The sequence below is a fragment of the Methylococcus capsulatus genome (assembly GCF_036864975.1).
In the GTDB taxonomy this organism is placed as follows: domain Bacteria; phylum Pseudomonadota; class Gammaproteobacteria; order Methylococcales; family Methylococcaceae; genus Methylococcus.
Window position 1 is genome coordinate 3,055,384 of record NZ_CP104311.1, and the last position, 22,010, is coordinate 3,077,393.

The following is a 22,010-nucleotide window of genomic DNA, read 5'->3' on the forward strand; positions in this document are numbered from 1 at the left end:
CTTCCACGCATAGCATGGGCAACCCCAGCGCTTCCCCTGTCGTCCCATGTCTTTTCCATCCCGGCTCGCATTGTTCGGTTTCCTGTGCTTTTCCGCCTGTGAACAAAATGATATCGGGCGAATCGATCGTCCTCGGCCGGGTCCGTCATCGTCGGCGGACATCCGGGAAATCCGCGGGCCGGCCACGGTTTCGCTGAGACCGGAATCCCTGCCCTATCTCGTCATCCAGGAAATCCATCCGGAAGCATTCGACGCTTCGATTTCGGCGCCCGCCAAAGTCGACTTCCGCACCAAAGCCGTTTCGGCCGCGGGCACGATCGTCCCCGGACGTGTCACCCAGGTGCATGCGCAGATTGGCGAGCGTATCAGAGCCGGCGCGCCGCTGGCTACGCTAGTCAGCGCCGACGCGGCCCAGATGCGCTCGGATTTCTCCCGCGCCGAGGCCGAGTTGAGCCGTGCCGAAGACAGGCGCCGGCGCCAGGAGGAAATGGCTCGCCGCGGCGTCGGCCTGGAGGTCGAACGGATGGAAGCCGAGACGGAGTACCGCCAGGCCCGCACCGAATACGAGCGCAGCCGCGACCTCCTCCAACTCATCGGGGATGGCCGCGGGGGCGAGGTCGTCGTCCGGGCGCCGATAGACAGCGTAGTTCTGAAGGCCCATGTCTCCGTGGGCGCCGCGGTGGGGCCGGGGTCGCCCCTGTTCGACCTTGGCGAGCCTTCCGCCGCCTGGATCGTGGCCGACGTGTTCGAAAACGACCTGCTGCTGGTGGAGGTCGGCGCCAAGGCTTCGATCGAACTCGCTTCGCTGCCGAACGCCATTTCCGGCCATGTGGTGGGCGAGAGCGCGGCCATCCAGAACGAACTCCGGCGCGCCTCGGTGTTCGTCGAACCGGACGACCCCACGGTTCCGCTGCGGCCCGGCATGTACGCGAGAGTATCGATCACCGTATCGGAGCCCGGCCGGATCGTCCTGCCCACCTCGGCCGTGCTGATAAAAGACGGGCGGGAAACCTTTGTCTACGTGGAGAAGGAACCGGGGATCTTCGAAGCCCGCCCGGTGCGGGCGGGGCAGTCGCGGGCCGGCATGACGCCCATCCTCGAGGGGCTCTCCGGGGGTGAACGCGTGGTGGTGAAAGGTGCCCTGCTCCTGGATGGCGAAGCCGCCATGCTCTTGTAAGGATGCGATTATGCTGAAGCTGCTGATCGAGCATTGCGTGCACCGGCGCGTAGCCACCATCGTAGTTATCGCCGTCATCGCCCTTTACGGTATTCACGCCTATCTGGAAACGCCCATCGAAGCCTATCCGGATGTCACCAATACCCAGGTGACCGTCATCAGCCTCATGCCCGGTTATGCACCGGAAGAAGTGGAGCGGCAGGTCACCATCCCCCTGGAACGTGTTCTCAACGGCACGCCGGACATGCTGCAAATGCGCAGCCAGGCCCTGTTCGGCCTCTCCCTGATCACCATCACCTTCCAGGATGGCATCGACAGTTTCCGGTCGAGAACGCTGATTTCCGAGCGGATGGCCGGCGCCGAGATGCCGGAAGGCGTCACCCCCGTGCTCGCCCCGGACTACACGCCTCTGGGGGAAATCTACAAGTTCGTGATGGTGAGCGACCGCCATACGCTTTACGACCTGCGGTCCGAAATGGAGTGGAACGTCTCCCGCGTGCTGCGCCAGGTCCAAGGCGTCGCCGACGTGCTGACCTTTGGCGGCTACTACAAGGAAATCCACGTCGAAATCGATCCGGTGCGGCTCGAATCCTTCGGCCTGACCCTGGAGGACGTCAACCAGGCGATCGCCCGGTCCAACCGTAACGTGGGCGCCGGGTTCCTCCGCCACGGAGACCAGCAGATGGTGATCCGGGGCGTTGGTTACCTCGCATCGCCCGAGGACGTCAAGCAGGTCGTCCTGAAAAGCGCAGGCGGTACGCCGGTAACCGTGGGCGACGTAGCACGCCTGGTCCAGGCCTACACGCCCCGCCAAGGCGCCGTGGGCCTGGACCACCGGAAAGAGGCCGTGGAGGGCATCGTGCTGCTGCGGCGGGGACAGAACCCCTCGAAAGTGCTGGAAGCCGTCCACAGCAAGGTGGAGGAGCTGAACAGCCGGATCCTCCCCGCCGGAATGAGGATAGAACCCTTCCTCGACCGGACCGAACTGGTCGACAACACCCTGCACACGGTCTACGACAACCTGCTGCACGGGTTTCTGCTGGTGGTGGCTGTGGTCTGGCTGTTTCTGCGCAGCATCCGCGGCTCTCTGATCGTCGCCCTGGTCATCCCGCTGTCCCTCCTCGCGGCGTTTTCCGGGCTCTATCAGCTCGGCCTCCCGGCCAATCTCATTTCCATGGGGGCGATCGATTTCGGAATCATCCTCGACGGCGCAGTGGTCCTGGTGGAAAACGTGATTCACCTTGCCACCTGCCGCCGTCCGGAAAGCCGGCGCGAGATGCTGCGCCTGATCATCGCCGCGGCGCTCGAAGTGGCCAAACCGACATTCTTCGCGATGCTGATCATCATCGCCGCGCTCATCCCCGTATATACCCTGGAGCGTGTGGAAGGCCGCATCTTCCGCCCGCTGGCCTTCACGTACAGCTTCGCTCTCGCCGGCGGCCTGGTGTTCGCGCTGACCCTGGTGCCGGCGCTGTGCGCCGCCTTCATCCGGCCCCGGCACGCCGTGATCGAGGAACCGGCGTTCCTGGCATCCCTGCGCTGGGTTTACGGACACGTCTTGAAGCTGGCATTGGAGCGGCGTGGCGGAACCCTGGTCGTGGCGTTCCTGCTCCTGTTCGCCGGCGGAGTCGCGGGAACCCGGCTCGGAAGCGAATTCCTGCCCGAGCTGGACGAAGGCGACGTTCACTTGTTCGTCGAGATGCCGGCGAGCATCGCGCTGGCCAAGGGACAGGAGGTCTTGCTCGACATGCGCGAGCGCCTGCTCGGGTTTCCCGAGGTCAAGAGCATTCTCAGCCAGCAGGGCCGTTCCGAGGATGGCACCGACAACGAGGGCGTGAACATGAGCGAAACCTTCGTCCACCTGAAGCCTCGGGCGCAATGGCGCCCAGGGCTGGAGAAAGCCCGGCTAATCGATGAGATGCGAGACTCCCTCGCCGCGATCCCCAGCGTCCGCTTCAATTTCTCCCAACCCATCAAGGACAACGTCGAGGAGGCCGTCAGCGGCGTCCGCGGGAAGGTCGTGCTCAAGATCTACGGCGCCGACCTGGAAAAGATGCGCGTCACCCTGGAACATGCGAGGGCGGTGCTGAAAGACATCCCCGGGGTCATCGACCTGGACCTTTACCGGGAGTCGGTGGTGCCGCAGCTCCAGTTGAAGCTGGACCGGCCGGCTCTGGCCCGGCATGGAATCGACGTCGATGCGGCCCAGAACGCCATCGAAACCGGCCTGGCGGGCAAGATCGTCACCGAACTCTGGGAGGGTGAACGCCCCGTGCCGGTGCGGGTGATCCTCCCCGGCACCGAACGCGGCGACATGGAGCGCATTGCGAACCTGATGCTGCCCACCCCCGGAGGCGCTCGGATTCCGCTGCGGGAGGTCGCCGACCTGCGCATCGAGCGCGGCCGGACCTCCATCGAAAGGGAGGCGAACCGGCGGTTCCTCGCGCTCAAATTCAATATCGAAGGTCGCGACCTCGGATCGGTCGTGCGCGACGCGTCGCTCGCGGTCGAAACCGCCGTCGAAGTGCCGGAAGGCCACTTCCTGGTCTGGGGCGGCGAATTCGAGAATCAGCAACGGGCGATGACGCGCTTGGCCGTCGCCGTCCCCGTGGCGGTTCTGGTCGTCTTCGCGCTTCTCTACGGCGCATTGCAATCCGCCCGTAGCGCCCTCGCCATCCTGGCATGCGTGCCTTTCGCCTTGGTCGGCGGCGTATTCATCCTGCTGTGGAGCGGAATACCCCTGTCGGTGAGCGCCGCCATCGGCTTCATCGCCTTGCTGGGCCAAGTTTCGCTGATGGGACTCCTGGTCCTGAGCGCCGCCGAACAGCGCCGGCGCCAAGGCATGCGTCTGTTCGACGCCATCCGGGAGGGAGCGGTGGAGCGGCTTCGTCCGGTGCTGATGGCCTCGATGCTGGCGCTGCTCGGCCTGCTTCCCATGGCGCTGTCCACCGGCATCGGCAGTGAAACCCAGCGCCCCTTCGCCATGGTCATCGTCGGCGGCATGTTCACGACGTTTTTCGTGGCGATGTTCGTCCTGCCGGCGATCTACTCCTTCATCACGCCCAAACTGCTGCTGTCGCCCGAAACGGCCGACGAATTGCTCGAACGATGATTCAGGAAAACCGTCACGCCCGCGTTTTCCGGGCACTCCAATACGTGCTCCCGTTGTTCTTGACACTCAACCTCGATGGCACCGCTCTCGCCAATGCCCAAACCGAATCTCTGCCGCAGGCCGTGACCATCAAGCAACTGCTGGAAATCGCAAGGCGACACAGCCCGCGTTATGCGGCTTTGCGGCAAGCGGTCGAGCTTTCCAAGGCCGAAATCGCGGCGGCGGACGTGCTGCCGAATCCAAGAGTCAATTTCGGGAACTACAGCCTCCTAAGCGCCAACAACACGATGTACGACGGCAAGGTGCAACGCGAAGTCGTACTGGAAGTCCCCGTGCTCATCACCGGCCAGCACGGCGCCAGGGTCGAGGCCGCGGAAAAACAGATGCAAACCACGGAAGCCGCCGTCCAGGCCGAATTCGCCCGGCTGGTGCACGACCTGTGGCGCACGTTCATCAAACTGCTGGCCGGCCAGCAGCGCGTCGCCGTATTGGAAGAAACCAGCGCGAACATGGAGCATCTGGCCGCGCTCGTCGCCGGGCGGGAGGAGTCCGGCAGCGCCAGTCGCTACGACACCCTGCGCATGGAAATCGAAGCCAAGGACGTCCGGGCGAAGCTGGAAACGGCCCGCAACGACCTGCAGGGAACCGTGGAGGAACTGGGGTTGATACTCGGCCTGCCGGACTGGAAACCCCAGGCATTGGGAAACCTCGCGCCGCTGGGAGTCCCGGCCGATCCGAAAAAGTTGTGGGCGGATGCCGAGCGGATCAACCCCGAAATCGAGGCCGTCCGCCGGGGAGAGATCGCGGCCGATGCCCGCCTGGAAAAAGCCAAGGCCGAGCGCTGGCCGGTTCCCTCGATCCAGTTCGGTTCGGCGTTCACGGAACAACCGTACGGGCACGCCTTCTTCGGCGGCCTCTCCGTCGAGATTCCCCTGTTCGACCGCAATCAGGGCGGCATGGCCAGGGCGGCGGCGGAAAAACAGGCCGCCATCCTCGAACGCGAACTGGTGACCTCCCAAATCCACGTCGCGCTCGATCGCGCCACCGGCCTCCTCGCGCGCAGGCGCGAAACACGGGTCAAATTCGAGCGGGACGTCGTCGCCAAGCTGCCCGCCCTCAAGGAGATGGGCGAAGCGGCTTACCGGCTCGGCAAAGGCAGTTTGCTGGAACTTCTGGATTCCACGCGCTCCAGAACGGAAATACGCATCACCCATCTGGAACTCATCCAGCTCGAGCTGGAAGCGGAGCTCGAAGCGCTGAAAGCGTCGGGACTGCTGGTCAGCCGGGCTGAAGCCGGTTGATGCTCCCTCCGGGATCGCCGAACTCGGGTCAGGCGACGGCGTGCTCTTGAGTGGAACACGCCGTGCGCAGTCCGGCTCAGTCGCCCATTGGTCCTGAAAGCTGGAAGCCGTCGGACAGCGTCCTCAGAAACGCGACGATGGCGTCCTCCTCCTCATCCGACAGCTTCAGATCGCCCGTTTCCGTCCGATTGACATTGGCCGCCTCCTCCGCGGCCGGCCAGCAGTTGATACCGGGCTCCGGATGGGAAAGGTGCTCACAATCGGCCAACACGTCGCGCGTGTTATAGAAGTGAACCACTTCCTTCAGGCTCTTGAATGCGCCGTTGTGCATGTATGCCTTCAGGTACGCCAACGACGGGCGCTTATCGACATTCCGCAAGGTGGGAACCTTCTGCTTACCCTTGTTTTCGGCCGCGTACTGTGCGTAATCCGCCCGGCCAGCCAAGAATCCGCCCAATCCCGGATCCACCCAGTCCGCGCCTTGCGGATTGAACTCAGAGGGCATCTGGTAGAAAGGGTTTTCCGGGTTTCTGGGAACACCGATGTTGACATAGGTAAAATCGGTGAAAAGGGGAAATTTGCTCGCGTAGCTCACGCCCTTCGTGGAATGGCAATTCGCGCACTTCGCTTTTCCCTCAAACAATGCCAATCCCTTCTTTTCCTGTTTCGTCAACGCCGCCTTCCCTCTCAGATACGCATCGTACTTGGAACTGAATGAACTGACCTCCCTGGAAGCCTCATAGGCAGCAATGGCCAGAGCGATGCGATCATAAGTATCGGATGGATTATCGCAGGCCAAGGTGCCCGGCCCGAAGGCGCGAGTAAACAGATCAGAATAGCTTGAACCCGTGAGCTGGGCGGCGAAGCCAGAAGCCGCAACCTTCTGGCAAACGTCCGCCGGACTGGCGTTATTCTGCTCCAAAGGGTTGAGGAGTGGTCCCTGGGCTTGATCCGCCGCGGGATTTCCGAGCTTTTCCCCCGTCGCTCTGCCGTCCCAGAAGTTTCCTCCCACGAACTCACCGTTACCATCGCGGTGAAATTTCGGGCTGAACGAAGCGTAAGCGGCGGCCGGTGGTTTGCGGTTACCGAAGCGGGTTGCAACCGCACCTTCGTAAACACCGCCGTGCAGATTGATGTCCTGGTCCGAACCGGTCCATCCGACCTTTGGGTCATGACAGTCGGCACAGGACTGTCCCGGCGGCGTCGAAAGGCCGGGATCGAAAAAGAGCGCCTTGCCGAGCAGTTCTCTGGGCGTGAGTACCGCATCCGCATGTCCTTCCAGAGTACCGGCAACCGCAACCAGTATGAAAACCACGAAGTGACTCGATATTTTCATTAATCTCATGTCGCTGACTCCAATATGACAACACACTATCAGAGATATCCATCGATTCTTTGAATGGCAGTCTGAAGAATAGCCCACATCGAACCGATTTCAACCGAACGACACGAAAATTTATCAGCCTGTGGGTTCCTAAATATCGTACAGTATGTCTCCCTTTGGCAACAAGCAGTTGTCATAACACCGCAAATAACCCAATACGGAACGCTGATTCCGTTATTCCATATCGCGGCTCAAGAGTGAGCCGACGACATTATCATTCTCAAAACTCATTGATACAGAAGATACTTAAAAATTGTGCGAAACATGGAAACGATAATGTTAATATAATTGCTCATATTATCGATAACATTTACTCCGGCGCCCGATGAAAGAAATGACCCGATATGATCGACCTGTCGCCGTCATCCGAGACCAATCACGGTCTTTGTCCGTCGCTCGATAACGGTATCGATCCGGCCCGAGCGGATCAGTCCGTAGTCCAGAGCCACGACGTTAAACACAGGTGTTTCGGCACAGTACCGCCAGAGGGCATGAAAGCGGATGCCGGCCACCGCCGCCGCATGCTGGGCCTCGGAAATAGCGCTGGCAGATCGGCCGTCCAGCAGGCGCCGGAATCGGCCGTTCAGGATTTCCGGTATTCCCGGGAAAGCATTGCCGCCAGTAGCGGAGGTGCGATAAGGGAGGTCAATAGGACCATGAGGATGACCAGGGTATAGGTTTCCTGGTTGATCACCTCGGCCTGCCGGCCCAGGCTTGCCACGATGATGCCGACATCGCCTCGTGGGACCATGCCGATCCCAACGATCAAGGCGGACTTCCGGCCCAGTGAGAGTGCGCCCAGGCTGCAACCCAGCACCTTACCCACCACAGCCAGAAACGTGATGAGGCCGAGCGTGCCCAATGCCGTGACGTTGCTCAACTCGCCCAGATCGACCTGCGCCCCGTTGACTACGAAGAAGAACGGCACCAGAAAGGCCAAAATCGGCTGCAGCTAGTGCTGCAGAGTTTCTCGCTGCTGCGTCTCTGCCGCGGTCTTGCCGGCCAGAAAGGCCCCGATGATCGCCGCCAGTCCGAGATAAGACGCCGCATCGGCTAGGGCCAGGCACAGGGCGAGGGACAAAGTCAGCGCGGAAAATGGATTGATGGGCACATCCAGAATCGGCGAACTGTGCCGCATGATGTGAGTACCAGCCCAGGCGACGAGGAGAACGAAGCCGATTGCCTGTGCCAATACGACGAGCAGATGGGCGATATCGACGTCGCCGCCGCTCTGGATGGCGGACACCACGCCGAGCAGCAACATGGCCAGGATGTCGTCGATGACGGCAGCCCCCAGGATCACCCGGCTGAAGGTTCGATCCAGCACCCCCAGTTCCTGCAATACTCTAGCGGTCACCTCGGTCGACGTGGCGACAAACGCGGCAGCAATGAACAAGGCCTTGGACGTGCCGAACCCGCTCCCGATGGCCCAAACCGCCGCCAGCAGGAACGGCACGATCACACCTCCCACGCCGACCGAGGTGGCGGCGACGCCCACTTTGCGCAAATCGCCGATGCGGGTTTCCAGTCCCACCGAGAACAGCAGCAATACCGCCCCGAGGTCTGACAACATGGCCAAAGGTGCATCGACGCGGACCCAATCCAATACCGAAGGACCGATGAGACAACCCGCCACGATCTCGCCCACCAGGGCCGGCAGTCTGAGACTGCTGGGCAATTTCCGCGCCGATCTGAGCCGCCGCGAACACGGTCAGCAATCCGAAAAAGAGTTCGGTTTCGTGATTCAAGGGGATTTCTTCCTGATGGGCATGTCACTATCCCGGATCGATCAAACCACGCCAGGGGCAAATGGTATGCCAGCCTGCTCTACCGAACGTCTGATGGGAAATCCGCTGCCCTCACGCTTGCAGCCCCCCAAAAGGATGCTAGCGCCGCCTGCGAGACAGAGGTGGAGAAGAGGATGCCCCTCTGATCGGGCCGGTGCCTTTCGACCCAGCCGAGTCAGAGGAGCACCGATGCCCCATAGACCGCAGCCCCCCGACTTCGATCGGGTTTGCGACGGTCGAATTATTATACCCGTCACTTACGATATAATTGATGATGCATTACATTGGCTTTTTGAGCTACGAAATCAGCCATTGCATCCGTCAGCGCTTCAACAAGGCTGCCGAAAGCATTGGCTTGACCCATGCCCAATGGCGTGCCCTGGTGCATCTCTCCGGTCACGAGAACTGCCGGCAGATCGAGCTGGCGGAAATCCTCGAAATCAAGCCGATCACCCTGGTCAGACAGATCGACCTGCTGAAGCAGGCAGGACTGGTTCGGCGCAACAAAGATACCGAGGATCGGCGCGCTTACCGGCTGGAACTTACACCCAAGGCGCATGCCTTCATGCAAGCTGCAGGGGAAATCGCCGACGCAGTGGAAGCACAGGTGCTCAGCGCGCTGACAGCCGAGGAACAAGAAAAACTTACCACGCTGCTGGAACGCGTCAGAGATGGCCTCCATAAGACTTTGCCTTCGCAAAAGCGGCCGGACAGCTGATTGGTCCATCATAGCCTCGGCCGATGCGCTGGCAACTCGGTTTTGGCCGGGGTTTTCCTCCGTTCATTGCCCATCACTCCAGTGCAGCAGCCATGATAATCGCACCTTCGTAACCATCAGGACATTCATGCTCTTCTCATCGAAAAAACAGGATTGGCTCGGCAATGTCCGCGGCGACGTATTGGCCGGCGCTGTCGTCGCCTTGGCTCTGATCCCTGAGGCCATCGCCTTTTCCATCATCGCCGGCGTCGATCCCAAGGTCGGGCTGTATGCCTCATTCTGCATCGCCGTCGTCACCGCCTTCACCGGTGGCCGCCCCGGCATGATCTCGGCGGCCACCGGCGCGATGGCCTTGCTGATGGTGACCCTGGTCAAGGACCACGGCCTGCAATACCTCCTGGCGGCCACGCTGCTGACGGGTGTCCTGCAGATCATCGCCGGCTATCTGAAACTCGGCAGCTTGATGAGTTTCGTGTCGCGATCGGTGGTGACCGGCTTCGTCAATGCCCTGGCCATCCTGATCTTCATGGCGCAATGGCCCGAGTTGACCGGCGTGTCCTGGCAAGTCTATGCGATGACCGCGGCGGGCTTGGCGATCATCTATTTGTTTCCCCATCTGCCCTGGATCGGCAAGTCCGTTCCATCGCCCCTGGTCTGCATCCTCGTCTTGACCGTGGTGGCGGTTTATCTCGACCTGGACATCCATCGGGTCGGTGACATGGGCGAACTGCCGGACACCCTGCCGGTATTTCTGTGGCCGGATGTGCCTTCGAACCTGGAGACCCTGAAAATCATCCTACCGTATTCGGTGCCGCTGGCGGTGGTGGGACTGCTGGAGTCGCTGATGACTGCGACCATCATCGACGATTTGACCGATACCGGCAGCGACAAGAACCGCGAATGCAAGGGCCAGGGGCTGGCCAACATCGGTGCCGGCTTGCTCGGCGGCATGGCCGGCTGCGCGATGATCGGGCAGTCGGTGATCAACATCAAATCCGGCGGCCGCGGGCGCTTGTCGACCTTTACCGCCGGCACCCTGTTGCTGATCATGGTGGTGTTTCTGGACGAATGGATCTCCAAGATCCCCATGGCGGCGCTGGTGGCGGTGATGATCATGGTGTCCATCGGTACTTTCAGCTGGCGCTCCATCCTCAATCTAAAGCAGCATCCGCTGTCGACCAACGCCGTCATGCTGTCCACGGTGGCGGTGGTGGTCTGGACCCATAACCTGGCCTTGGGCGTGTTCGTCGGCGTGCTGCTGGCCTCGTTGTTCTTCGCCAACAAAATCAGCCATTTCATGTATGTGGAGTCGAGCCAGGACGAAGAACGCGGCACCCGCTCCTACAAGGTGGTCGGCCAGGTGTTCTTCAACTCGGCGGACCGTTTCGTCGCCGCTTTCGACTTCAAGGAAGCCGTGGAGAAGGTCGTCATCGACCTGCACCGCGCCCATTTCTGGGACATCACCTCGGTGTCCGCGCTGGACAAGGTGGTCATCAAGTTCCGCCGCGAAGGCGCCGAGGTCGAACTGATCGGCATGAATGAAGCGACGGCCACCATCGTCGACCGCTTCGGCATCCACGATAAACCCGAAGAAATCGAAAAAATCATGGGGGGACACTGATGAACGCAAACACCCACTGCGTAATCGCCTGCATCGACGGCTCAGCCTTGACCCCGGCGGTATGCGACTATGCCGCCTGGATCGCTCAACGGGTATCCGCCCCCCTGAAACTGCTCCACGCCATCGATCACCACCCCGAGACCGCGGTCACGACCGACTTATCCGGCAACATCGGGCTGGATAGCCGAGATCATCTGCTCGAAGAACTGAGCCAGATCGAGCAGCAGCGCAGCAAGCTCCGCTTGCAGCAAGGCAAGTCGCTGCTGCAGTCCGCCCGGGAGCGCGTCATCCAGGCAGGCATCGCCTCCCCGATAACCTGCCAGCGCCACGGCAGCCTGGTCAAGGCCTTGATCGAACTGGAAGAGGGCATTCGTGTGCTGGTGGTCGGCGTGCGCGGGAAGATGCACGAAAACCGGCCCGACCAGATCGGCGCCAAGCTGGAGTCCATCATCCGCTCGCTGCACAAACCGATTCTGGTGGTCAACGCCGAATTCAAGGCGCCACAACGCATCATGATCGCCTATGACGGGAGCGATGCGGCGGAAAAGGTCGTCGAGATGGTGTCCACCAGTCCAGCCTTCAAAGGACTCAGTTGCCATCTGGTCTGTGCCGGCAAAGACGATGCCGTAGCGGAGCAACGGTTCGAGGCGGCGACTCACAAGCTGGCAAACTCTGGCTTTGCAGAGCTGACTGCACGGCAATTGCCGGGCAAGCCCGAACAGGTTCTCTGCGACTACCAGGAACGGCAGGCGATCGACCTGACGGTGATGGGGGCCTTCAGCCACACCCGGATTCACGACCTGCTGCTGGGCAGCTTTACCGCCAAGATGCTGGCCCACGCGCACAAACCGCTGCTACTGCTGCGCTGATCCGCCGTCACTACCCTGGACTGACTCGTCACAAGGGAGATCCGATCGGCCGATCGCGGCGGTTGGCGCAAATGATCCTGGTTTGCGCATTGGCCGGAAGCCGTCATCCGAGACCAATCACGGTCTTTGCCAGTCGCTCAATGGCGGTATCGATCCGGTCCGATCGGATCATTCCGTAACCCAGAACCACGCCGTTGGGAGCCGGCTTTTTGGAACAGTAGCGCTCGAGGGCATGAAGCCGAATGCCAGCTGCCGCTGCCGCCGACACCAGCTCGTCGGCCGGAATCTCCAGGCTCAGTATCGCCGCCAGATGCAGGCCCACCGCGTCCCCCACGGGGTGCATCCAAGCGCCGCCATGCCGTGACAAGGCCCGCAGCAAGGCCGCACGCCGCTCGGCATACACCCTGCCCATCTTGCGCACGTGGCGGGCGAGATGGCCTTCACCGATGAAGGCGGCCAGGGTGTCTTGAGACGGCGTCTGGCAATGCCAGTCGGCGCACGCCTTGGCGGCAACGAGCGCATCCAGCGCCCACGGCGGTGCGACGACGAAGCCCAGGCGCAACTCCGGGCACAGGCTCTTGGAGAAAGTCCCGACATAGCAGACCGAGCCGGTCCGATCCAACGTCTGCAGCGCATCCAAGGGACGGCCGCCAAAGCGGAATTCGCCGTCGTAATCGTCCTCAATCACCACAGCCCCCCGGTCCTGTGCGAATTCGAGCAGGGCGACCCGGCGCTTCGCGGACAGGGTGACGCCGAGGGGAAACTGGTGGGAAGGAGTGACGCAGATCACCCGGGCCTCGGCGGGCAGGCAATCCACCCTCAGCCCTTCCTCATCGACCGGAATGGCGGCGAGTCTCGCGCCGGCGGCATTGAAAGCATCCCATAGCGGTGGATAGCCGGGGTCTTCGACCGCAACCACCGTCCGGCCTGGGGTGACCAGGATGCGGGCCAGCAGGTCGAAAGCCTGCTGGGCGCCCGCCGTGACCACGATGTGATCCGGCGAACAGGAGACCGCCCGGGCGTAGGAGACGTGCTTGGCGATCGCCACCCGCAGCGCTGGCCGCCCCTGTGGCTGGTCATAGACCGCCGGTGTTTTCGACCAGGCTCGCAGAACCCTCGCGGCGAGGCGCCGCCAGACCGGAAAAGGAAACGCCGATTTGTCGGGTAGTCCGAGTCTGAAGTCGAAGGGAAAAAACTCGGCCTCCACCTCCGGAAGTATCGGCAGCCGGCGCCAAACCGCATTCAACCGGTCGTCCATGCCGGGTTCGCAGGGCGGACGACGCGCCAGGCGCGGCGAAATGGCGGCCACGTAGGCTCCAGAACCCGCCCGAATGGCCAGATAGCCCTCGCTCATCAACAGCTCGTATGCGGCCACCACGGTGTTGCGGGACACACCGACTGCAGCGGCGAAGGCCCGAGTCGAAGGCAGTCGCGTACCGGGCTGGAGCCGTCCCTCGAGAATCCCATCCCGCAACTGCCCGTACACGGACCGCAGCAACTGCCGGGAACCTTTGGGCGGCAGGGTAATGGGCAGTTCGAGAAGTGGCCCCATGATTTTTGCCATGTGTGGTCCTTTTTTGCGGTCGATCGCCGCCCTATTGTGCCAGCACCTTCCCTCACTATCCGGCAAAGGAGCATCTCATGTTGGCTACCGAACCGTTCATCCCCGCAGATGCGGGCGACCCTCAGCTGCCATGGATTTCCATGGGCCCCGGCCTTTCCAAGAAGCTGTTGGCCTTGTTTCCCGAACGCGGGGAATGGGTCACGCTGCTGCGGCTGGAGCCGGGCGCATGCGTCCCCCTGCATCGGCACCAGGGCGAAGTTCACGGCTATATTCTCAGCGGATTCCGGCGCCTCGAGCCGGAAGGACGGCTGCTGGGTCCCGGAGCTTACCAGTACGAGCCGGCCGGCCATGTCGACACCTGGACTGCCGGGGACGATGCGCCCTTGGTGAGCCTGTTCTTGGTGGGCGGTAGCGTGGAGTATTTGGCTGCGGATGGTACCCTCCTACGGCGGGAAACGGCCGACAGCAACGCCGAGGAATACCGCCGTGCCTGCGCGGAGCAGGGTGTCGCGCCGCTCGATCTGCGTCGCTGATCAAGTGATCCCGGCGCCGGAAGCCGGGGATCCGGCTCATACGAGACCAGGAGTACCCATCGTGTTTCGATCCAAAATCTCCGCTGTCGATCGCCACCCCAGGAAGCGCGTGCCTATCCTGGATGCCGAGATGAGCTTTGTCGATGTCGGCGAAGGCCCGCCCATCGTGTTCCTGCATGGCAATCCCACCTGGTCCTACCTGTGGCGCAACATCATCCCCTACGTCCAGACCCTAGGCCGCTGCCTGGCCCCCGATCTGGTGGGGATGGGCCAGTCCTGCGCTGCGTCTGCATCGGCTTATCGGTTCTTCGATCACGCCAGCTATCTCGACGCCTGGTTCGAGGCGGTGGGCATCGGCGGTGACCTGGTACTGGTAGTCCACGACTGGGGTTCTGCCCTGGGCTTCCACTGGGCCCGCCGCCACCCGGAACGGGTACAGGGCATCGCCTACATGGAGGCGCTCGTGCAGCCGAGACTTTGGACCGATTTCCCGCCGCCGCGGGAGCAGATCTTCCGGCGCCTGCGCGCGGAAGAAGGCGTCAGGATGATCGCGGAGGACAACTCCTTCGTCGAGACCGTCCTCCCGAAAAGCATCCTGAGGAGTTTGACGGAAGAAGAAATGGACGCCTACCGAAGGCCGTTCCGCACACCCGAATCCCGGCTGCCGACGCTGGCCTGGGCCCGCGAGCTGCCCATCGATGGTGAACCGCGGGACGTCGCCGAAGCGGTCGAAGCCTACGGCGCCTGGCTTGCGGCCTGCGAGATTCCCAAGCTGTTCGTCAACGCCGAGCCGGGCGCATTGCTGGGACCACGCGCACGCCGATTCTGCCGGCAATGGCCGAACCAGACCGAAATCACCGTGCCGGGCATCCATTACCTGCAGGAAGATTCGCCCCACGAAATCGGAGAGGCGCTGGCACGGTTCGTCGCCGGGCTCCGCGCGCCGGAGGTCCGGTGAACCGCGCTATTTACGCCGGAGCTCGGCCGACGCCCCCATCCACCGGCCCGCATCGCGGTCCAACCACGCCCTGGCGCGTTCGCGCCCTTTCAGGACGAAATCGAGGAATGCCGTGCTGACGCCGGCTACCTCGGCCCAATGGCGGACGTCGGACGCACGCTTTCGCATCGGCCGACCGGCAAGCCCCATAGCCACTCCCGACGGACCGCCGGCGGAACCGTTGCGAGAATTCCCGGTAGCGGAACGCTGACCGACCTGCAATGTAAGATCTTCGCGGGACCAGGGCAGCCATCCGCCCCCTTCCGAACCTTCGCCCACGGCGGGCCGCAAGGGCGGTCCTTTCCATTTCTGCCCAGGCTCCACGCCGGCGAGAACGTCGTGGGTACCGTCCTGCAACACCAGCAGGTACTTGCCGCCGGGCGGCATGGACTGCCACAGAGCCGAGCGCAGGGAGGTTGCGCTGAGCCCATAGGGGTCTTCGTCGTCGGTGCCAGTCACGGCGAGGAGGGGCATCGCCATCCCCGCGGCACGCTCGTCCAGCCTGCCTTCGGCCAGCGTGACATGGGGACTGAGGACGATGGCGCCGGCGAAGTTGAATTCGGTATGGGCCCGGAACGCCACCTTGACCGCCTCGCCCGCGAGGGCAGAAGCGGCCTGAGCACCGAGGTCGAACCCCGCCACCGCCGCTATGGCCGGATCCGCGACGGAATACGGACTGCCCGGTATCGCGGCGCGCTGGCGCAGTTCGCCCAAGGCCCAGGCCAGGTGGCTCAGCCGGCTTTCCAGAGAAGCCGCGGAGAAGTAGCTCCGCCCCGTAGCCCGCAGTTCGCCGGCGTCGAGCGTGTCCGAGGCCCAAAACACCTTGCCCAGCGCCGCCGGCTGCATGGCGAACACGGCGTAGCCTGCTGCCGCCCAGCTGCGGCGCCAGAATGGCCCCGCGGTGGCATCTTCCCCCAGACCAGGCAGATAGACGACGACCGGGAAACGCCCGCCCGCGGCAGGCGCCATGAAAGTGATGTCCAGCTCGGTATGCCCGCGCTTCCAGGATTCGCGGACCTCGGTAGTAGCGTAGCCGTGTTCCGGCGCGTAACCTCCCTGGGCTTCGAACTCTTCGATCTTCGACCTGGCCTCCTCGGGAGCGGGCGGCTCCGGCGGGGAGGAATCCATGGCACATCCTGTGAGCGTGGACATGGCGATCGCAGAGGAGATGACGAGAGACCGGGTGAGAGAACGTTCAGGCGTGGTCATGGGGGCGCTGGAGCGATGTCGTCTTATACACAAAACCGAAGGACAGCGGAACCGCTACAGCTCCGTCGGCCCGCAACCGCCGCGGCCAGGCTCAGTGGAAAGCCGCCGGATACTCCGGCGCCCCCGCTTCCGGACTTGGCGTCGAGCCCGTGTATTCCGGCGCTTCGATGAACACGTCCAGCTGCTGACCGACGAATACCGGCAAGGCTGCCGGGTCGAAGCTGTAAACCACCTGCAGCACGCGGGTATCCACCCGCTCGGTGCTGTCGCCGGTCAGGGAGCGTTTGGGCACGATGTAGGGTTCGACATAAGCCAGCTTCAGTTCGGTGCCGAGCTGGCTGTTGCCGCGCAGATAACCGTAGGCCTTGCCGCCCTTGTGAAAGCGCCAGGCATCGTTTTCGTCGATGTCGACGCGGACGTGGAGCCGTTCCAGGTCACCCATGATCACCAACGGCATGCTCAGGAATCCGGTAGTGGCATATTCGCCGATGCGGACGTTCACCTGGAGGATTTCACCCTGGATCGGCGCCCGCACCACCATCCGGTCGAGGGTAGTCTGGACCGCAGCGACTTGCGCCTCGGCCTGCCTGACCTGGGCATGGGCCGTTTCCAGCCGGGCTTTCGCAATCAGCACGGCATTGCGCCGGCGCTTGACTTCCTCGGCACTGATGGCCCGTTCATCGGTCACGGCCTCCGCCAGTGCCAACAGCGTGTTCGCATCGGTCAGCGAAGCTTCGGCTTCTGCCACCCCCGCCCGAGCCTTGAGCAGATCCGCCCAGCGCACTTCCAGCTCCGCCAGCGGCTCGCGGTCGTCCAGCCGGAACAGGACGGCACCGGCCTCGACCCGGTCGCCGACCTTGACCTCGACACTTTTGACCAGCCCTGGTAAAGGCGTGCCGATTCCGATGTTCCGGCTCCTGGCTTCGACGATCCCGGCGCCCGCGATGTACGACTCGAACGGCGGACGGGCCGGCTCGACCACCGCCGGCGCGACCGGCAGCGGCTGGTTGCCGGTGACCACCGAATATACCCCGAACAGGAAGCCGGCTACGGCCAGCACCGGCAAGGTGGCTTTGGGTAACATTCTCTCTCTGCGATGGGTGAGCTCATGACGGGCCGGACGAGCGGGTGACTTTCACCACCAGCCCGTCGTCCATCTGCGCAATGCAGTCCGCGAATTCGAAAATGCGGGCGTCGTGAGTGACGATCACCAGCGCCCGGTCCTGGTCCAGCGCAACCTGCTTCAACAACTCCATCACCCGATGCCCGGTTTCGTGATCCAACGCGCTCGTAGGCTCGTCACAGACGATCAGCTTCGGTCCGTGCACCAGGGCCCGGGCGATCGCCACACGCTGCTGCTGGCCGCCGGAGAGCTGTGAAGGTAGAGACTCGGAACGATCGGCCAGCCCCACCCGCTCCAGGACATCCACAGCACGGCGCTGCGCCTTTTGACGGCTGATGCCGTTGAGGATCATCGGGATCGACACGTTTTCCGCCGCCGTCAGGCTGGGCAGGAGGTTGTAGGTCTGGAATACGAAGCCGATGTTGGCGGCACGGAACCTGAGCTTATCCTTGTCCTTCATGCGCAGCAGATCGTGGCCGAATACCTCGCAAAGCCCTTCGTCCTGGTCGAGGATGCCGGCAATCACCGATATCAGGGTAGTCTTGCCGCAACCGGAGGGACCGACCAGCATCATCAGCTCGCCGGCGCGGATGTCGAGATCGACGCCGCGCAAGGCAACCACCTGCTGCCCGCTGCCATCGTAGGTTTTCCGGACTCCCCGGCATTGCACCGCCAACGTCGATGCGCCCATGGTTTCTTTAGCCCTTGAACACGATGGCCGGCTCCAGCCTGATCACCTTGCGGATGCTCAAGAGGGCCGCGAACATGCAAATCAGTGTCACCCCCAGTCCGCTGAACACCAGCAACTGCCAGGGAAACTTGAAAGCCAGAATGGTGTTGCGCATGGACCAGCCGAACAATGAGGTCAGCCCGACCCCCAGCCCGTAGCCGACCATACCCACCAGCGTCGCCTGCAGCAGAATCATGCCCAGCAGCGTCCCGTTGCCAGCGCCCATGGCTTTGAGCACCCCGAACTGGCGGATGTTTTCCAGGGTGAAGTTGTAGAAGGTCTGGCCGGCAATGGCGGCGCCGACGATGAATCCGAGGGTGACCGACATGCCGAAGTTGATCGGAATGCCGGTGTTCTTGAGAAAATAGTTGACGGTAAGCTCTTCGAACTCGGCCTGGGTATACGCCGCCAGCCCGGTGGTTTCCCGAATGCGGCGGGTCAGGGCGTGGACGTCCTGACCCGGCCTGGCCTTGACCAGCACAAAGGACAGGAGCTTGCGCTCCCTCGGTGCGTACAGCGTGGCCCGCGAATAGGTCGTATACACCACCGGCTGGGACTGGAAGGTCCGGGTGGTCTTGGCGATGCCAACCACCACCGCACGGCGGTCGTTGAGTTCCAGCGTGTCGCCCACCTTCAGCGGTACGGGCTTGCCGCCCGGCTCCTTCGGCGGCTTGGCCAGCTTCTCGCGGGCGCCATCGATGTCGACGATGACCGAATCGGCCCGCCGAAGGTCTTCCAGCCGCCCTTCCAGCATGACCGGCGGTCCGCCGATGAGGGTCGCATCATCCAGACCGATCACGTTGCAGGTCTGGAACGTCCCGTCCGCCAGGCGCGCCTTGATCATCCCTTTGTACATGGGCATCGCCCAGTCCACCCCACTGACGCCACGCACCCGGAACAGCTTGGTATCCTGCAGCGGCTTGATATCGTCGACGAACTGTACCTTGGGATCCATCACCCAGACGTCGGGCAGACCGACGTCCGTGACGAAACTGTACGAACGCATCATCAGCCCCACGAAGATGGCCGGCTGCTGCGTCATGATCAGCGAAGCGAAGGTCAGACCCATGACGATGCCGAGGTACTTGCCACGGTCCCCCATGAGCATCTTCAAAGCGATGTAGCTCACGGGCCGGCCTCGCCGGCGGACAGATGCCTGAGCGCGGCCAGCGAAAAGCAGACGATGTGCTCGGCGGTTTTCTCGATCTCTTCGGGTGTGGCGATGATTTCCGGACAAAGCCGGTCGATCAGCGAGCGCGAGTGCCGGTACATCAGGCACTGACCGACGATGCTCAAACCCAGCCGATGCATGTCCGCCTCGCTCAGACCGGGGCCGACCAGTTCGGCGATGATGCTTTGCAGAAGCGCACAGCGGGGTTTCATGGTGGACTCAATGACCTGGTCGAGCGCGGCAGTGGGATCGGTGATCTCGCGGGCGATCAGCTTTCCATGACGACCGAGATGGGTCTCGTCCAGCAGGCGAGCCAGGAAATTGGAGATAAACTGGCGCAGCCGTACTTCCGGCGGGAGAGTCGGATCACGCGCCAGGGTATCGGGGTAGCGTTCGTGCGTTTCGCGGAAGGCCGCCGCGAGCACTTCCGAGTACAGCGCCTCCTTGCTGCGGAAATAGTAGTTGACGGAAGCCGCATTCACTTCCGCCCTGGCGCAGATGTCCCTTACCGTGGCCTCGTGAAATCCCTTTTCGGCAAACACGTCCAGGGCTGCCTGCAACAGCCGCTCGCGGGTGGCATCCTGGGAAAGAGGGGGATCGAACCGATTCATTCAACTGATTTAAACGTTTGTTTGAGACAAAATTACCGGACGGTCCTGCCGAAGTCAAGGGCGTCCTCAGAGTTCAAATCCGGCCGGACTTCACCCTGTCCGGCTCCGGAAAAAGGACCCGCACGCAAAGGCCCTTATCGACGCCGTCGGCCAGCGTAACGATGGCGCCATGACGGTCGGCGATCGCGCGGACGATCGTAAGGCCCAGCCCGGTCCCGGCTTCCGTGGTTTCCGCGCCACGGTAGAAACGATCGAAGACCCGGCCGCGCTCGGCGGCGGGAATGCCGGGGCCGGTGTCCACGACTTCGAGACAAGGCTGCCCGTCCTCGCTCCGCCGCACCGAGACGTCTACCACCCCGCCTGGCGGGGTGTAACGCACCGCATTGTCGACCAGGTTCGCCAGCAGAGTATGCAAAGCGCCGGGGTCGCCGGTGATGCTCAGCTCGGGATCGATCTCGGCGAAGCCGAAATCGATCCCTTTCTGTGCCGCCAAGCCCGCGTGTTCCGCCACCACCTGCTGAGCGACGTCCGCCAGGACCACGCGTGTCAACGGGACCGAAACGGCGTCGGGCTCCTGGCGAGCCAGCGTCAGGAGCTGCTGCACCGCCCGGGCCGCACGCCGCACACCGGCCTTGAGGTCTTCCATCGCCGCAGCACGCTCATCCGCCGTTGCCGCGTGCTCAGCAAGGTCCGCCTGAAGCTGCATGGCGGCAATCGGAGTGCGCAATTCGTGCGCTGCATCGGCGATGAAAGCCCTTTGCGCAGCCAAAGCTTCCGACAGGCGAGAAAGCAGGTCGTTCAAGGAACGGACCAGCGGCAGAGCTTCCTCGGGGATGCGGGCTTCGGGTAACGGCGTCAGGGATTGCGGCGTGCGCGCCGCCACCGCCTGCGCCAGCCGCCGTAACGGTGCCAGCCCACGGCCGACGATGAACCAGATCGCCAGACTCAAGACCGGCAGTAGCACGACGACCGGTGTCAGCACTCTCGATGCGGCTTCCAGTGCCAGCTTGTTGCGTACCCACATGGGCTGTGCGACCTGGATCACTTGCCGGCCCATCGGCAAGGCGTACACCCGCCAGGCGCCCTCCCGGGTCTCGACGGTGGCATAGCCGTTACCGACGAGGCCCGGCAAGGAACGGTGCGGATGGGAGTAATAGAGCTGAAAGCCCTCAGGGCTCCAGACCTGAATCACGAAGTCCAGATCGTCGTGGCCTTGGCGTGCCGGGGGTGGATAGGCTTGATCCCCCAGGGACAGCGCCAACTGGCGCAATTGGTAATCCAGCAGTGCGTCCACCTCGGACCTTGCCGCCGAGTACGTCGCGTAGGCTCCGGCGCCGATAGCTCCGGCGATGGTCGCCAGCAACGCCGCGATCAGCCGTCGCCGGATGGACCTCATGACTGCCTCGGCATGAGATAGCCGACCCCGCGTACGGTGACGATCCGGTCAGCGCCGAGCTTGCGGCGGAGCGCATGGACATAGACTTCGATCGTGTTGCTCTCCACCTCTTCACCCCAGCCGTAGATGCGCTCTTCCAGCCGGGTCCGTGACAACGGCATGCCCGGGCGTTCGAGCAGGGCGATGAGCAGGGCATACTCGCGCGCCGAAAGCCGGACCGGCACCTCGTTCAGCCACACCTCCCGGCTCATCGGATTCACCTTGAGTCCCTCCAGCTCGATCAACGGCGTCGACCGCCCTGCCCGGCGCCGCGCTAAGGCGCGTATGCGGGCGGACAGCTCTGCCAGATCGAATGGTTTGACCAGGTAATCATCGGCCCCCGCGTCCAACCCAGCGACCCGGTCCGCGATCGAATCGCGCGCCGTGATGATCAAAACCGGCATGGGATTCCCCGCCGCCCGGAGCGCCTTGAGTATTTCCAGCCCCGATTGGCGGGGAACACCCAAATCCAGGATCAGCAGTTCGTGCACGCTGTTGCCGAGTGCCAGGTCCGCGGCCACGCCATCCCTCACCCAGTCGACTGCGTAACCGTCCCGCTTCAACCCGAGCTGGACGCTCTTGCCGATCATGGCGTCGTCTTCAACCAGCAGTATACGCATGCGGGGGATCGTGACGGTGGATGTTGGCGCCATGAATAGGCCCTGACA

At 63.1% G+C, this 22,010-nt stretch carries 17 protein-coding genes and 1 pseudogene; 8 read left to right on the forward strand and 10 right to left on the reverse strand.

Annotated elements, in window-relative coordinates:
- The first annotated feature begins 46 nt into the window (after positions 1-46).
- Genes N4J17_RS14825 through N4J17_RS14835 form a run of 3 tightly spaced genes read left to right on the forward strand, consistent with a single transcriptional unit; the run spans position 47 to position 5,590 of the window.
- Positions 47-1,177, forward strand: coding sequence for an efflux RND transporter periplasmic adaptor subunit (locus N4J17_RS14825; RefSeq protein WP_198322580.1), 1,131 nt, complete (start codon positions 47-49; stop codon positions 1,175-1,177).
- A 10-nt stretch (positions 1,178-1,187) separates the two neighbouring features.
- Positions 1,188-4,289 (forward strand): efflux RND transporter permease subunit, encoded by a 3,102-nt coding sequence (locus N4J17_RS14830; protein ID WP_198322579.1) that lies wholly within the window; start codon positions 1,188-1,190, stop codon positions 4,287-4,289.
- Positions 4,286-5,590 carry a TolC family protein gene (locus tag N4J17_RS14835; protein WP_198322578.1) on the forward strand — a complete coding sequence of 435 codons (1,305 nt, stop codon included), beginning with the start codon at positions 4,286-4,288 and terminating at the stop codon, positions 5,588-5,590. The genes N4J17_RS14830 and N4J17_RS14835 overlap by 4 nt, the downstream gene beginning before the upstream one ends.
- Before the next feature lie 76 nt (positions 5,591-5,666).
- Here N4J17_RS14835 and N4J17_RS14840 read toward each other — a convergent pair whose 3' ends face one another.
- Positions 5,667-7,013: a cytochrome-c peroxidase gene (locus N4J17_RS14840; RefSeq protein ID WP_277458291.1), complete on the reverse strand. Its 1,347-nt coding sequence runs from the start codon at positions 7,011-7,013 to the stop codon at positions 5,667-5,669.
- A 544-nt stretch (positions 7,014-7,557) separates the two neighbouring features.
- Positions 7,558-8,622: pseudogene (locus tag N4J17_RS14845) on the reverse strand (cation:proton antiporter).
- 410 nt (positions 8,623-9,032) lie between these two features.
- Here N4J17_RS14845 and N4J17_RS14850 point away from each other — a divergent pair.
- From N4J17_RS14850 to N4J17_RS14860, 3 genes are all read left to right on the forward strand, one after another.
- On the forward strand, positions 9,033-9,479 hold the full coding sequence (locus N4J17_RS14850; protein WP_232470390.1) for a MarR family winged helix-turn-helix transcriptional regulator: 447 nt from the start codon (positions 9,033-9,035) through the stop codon (positions 9,477-9,479).
- 127 nt (positions 9,480-9,606) lie between these two features.
- Positions 9,607-11,100: a SulP family inorganic anion transporter gene (locus tag N4J17_RS14855; protein WP_198322575.1), complete on the forward strand. Its 1,494-nt coding sequence runs from the start codon at positions 9,607-9,609 to the stop codon at positions 11,098-11,100.
- Positions 11,100-11,969 (forward strand): universal stress protein, encoded by an 870-nt coding sequence (locus tag N4J17_RS14860; RefSeq protein WP_198322574.1) that lies wholly within the window; start codon positions 11,100-11,102, stop codon positions 11,967-11,969. The genes N4J17_RS14855 and N4J17_RS14860 overlap by 1 nt, the downstream gene beginning before the upstream one ends.
- Before the next feature lie 103 nt (positions 11,970-12,072).
- Here the strand turns inward: N4J17_RS14860 and N4J17_RS14865 are convergent, their stop codons facing one another.
- Positions 12,073-13,533, reverse strand: coding sequence for a PLP-dependent aminotransferase family protein (locus N4J17_RS14865; RefSeq protein WP_277458290.1), 1,461 nt, complete (start codon positions 13,531-13,533; stop codon positions 12,073-12,075).
- Positions 13,534-13,610: 77 nt separating this feature from the next.
- On the opposite strand from N4J17_RS14865, the gene N4J17_RS14870 reads away from it, so the two are divergent.
- Both N4J17_RS14870 and N4J17_RS14875 read left to right on the forward strand, forming a co-directional pair.
- Positions 13,611-14,066, forward strand: coding sequence for a cupin domain-containing protein (locus N4J17_RS14870; protein WP_198322573.1), 456 nt, complete (start codon positions 13,611-13,613; stop codon positions 14,064-14,066).
- A gap of 61 nt (positions 14,067-14,127) precedes the next feature.
- Positions 14,128-15,024, forward strand: a complete 897-nt coding sequence (locus tag N4J17_RS14875) for a haloalkane dehalogenase (protein WP_277458289.1) — start codon at positions 14,128-14,130, stop codon at positions 15,022-15,024.
- A 6-nt stretch (positions 15,025-15,030) separates the two neighbouring features.
- Here the strand turns inward: N4J17_RS14875 and N4J17_RS14880 are convergent, their stop codons facing one another.
- The 7 genes from N4J17_RS14880 to N4J17_RS14910 all read right to left on the reverse strand — a co-directional run bounded on the left by N4J17_RS14880 (position 15,031) and on the right by N4J17_RS14910 (position 21,962).
- Positions 15,031-16,191: a hypothetical protein gene (locus N4J17_RS14880; protein WP_198322571.1), complete on the reverse strand. Its 1,161-nt coding sequence runs from the start codon at positions 16,189-16,191 to the stop codon at positions 15,031-15,033.
- A 172-nt stretch (positions 16,192-16,363) separates the two neighbouring features.
- Positions 16,364-17,356 (reverse strand): efflux RND transporter periplasmic adaptor subunit, encoded by a 993-nt coding sequence (locus tag N4J17_RS14885; protein ID WP_198322570.1) that lies wholly within the window; start codon positions 17,354-17,356, stop codon positions 16,364-16,366.
- Positions 17,357-17,378: 22 nt separating this feature from the next.
- Positions 17,379-18,086 (reverse strand): ABC transporter ATP-binding protein, encoded by a 708-nt coding sequence (locus tag N4J17_RS14890; RefSeq protein ID WP_198322569.1) that lies wholly within the window; start codon positions 18,084-18,086, stop codon positions 17,379-17,381.
- A 7-nt stretch (positions 18,087-18,093) separates the two neighbouring features.
- Positions 18,094-19,254 carry an ABC transporter permease gene (locus tag N4J17_RS14895; RefSeq protein ID WP_198322568.1) on the reverse strand — a complete coding sequence of 387 codons (1,161 nt, stop codon included), beginning with the start codon at positions 19,252-19,254 and terminating at the stop codon, positions 18,094-18,096.
- Positions 19,251-19,907 (reverse strand): CerR family C-terminal domain-containing protein, encoded by a 657-nt coding sequence (locus tag N4J17_RS14900; RefSeq protein WP_198322567.1) that lies wholly within the window; start codon positions 19,905-19,907, stop codon positions 19,251-19,253. Before N4J17_RS14900 ends, N4J17_RS14895 begins: the two co-directional genes overlap by 4 nt.
- 73 nt (positions 19,908-19,980) lie before the next feature.
- Positions 19,981-21,303 (reverse strand): ATP-binding protein, encoded by a 1,323-nt coding sequence (locus N4J17_RS14905; RefSeq protein ID WP_198322566.1) that lies wholly within the window; start codon positions 21,301-21,303, stop codon positions 19,981-19,983.
- Positions 21,300-21,962, reverse strand: a complete 663-nt coding sequence (locus tag N4J17_RS14910) for a response regulator (RefSeq protein WP_198322565.1) — start codon at positions 21,960-21,962, stop codon at positions 21,300-21,302. The genes N4J17_RS14905 and N4J17_RS14910 overlap by 4 nt, the downstream gene beginning before the upstream one ends.
- Positions 21,963-22,010: the final 48 nt, after the last annotated feature.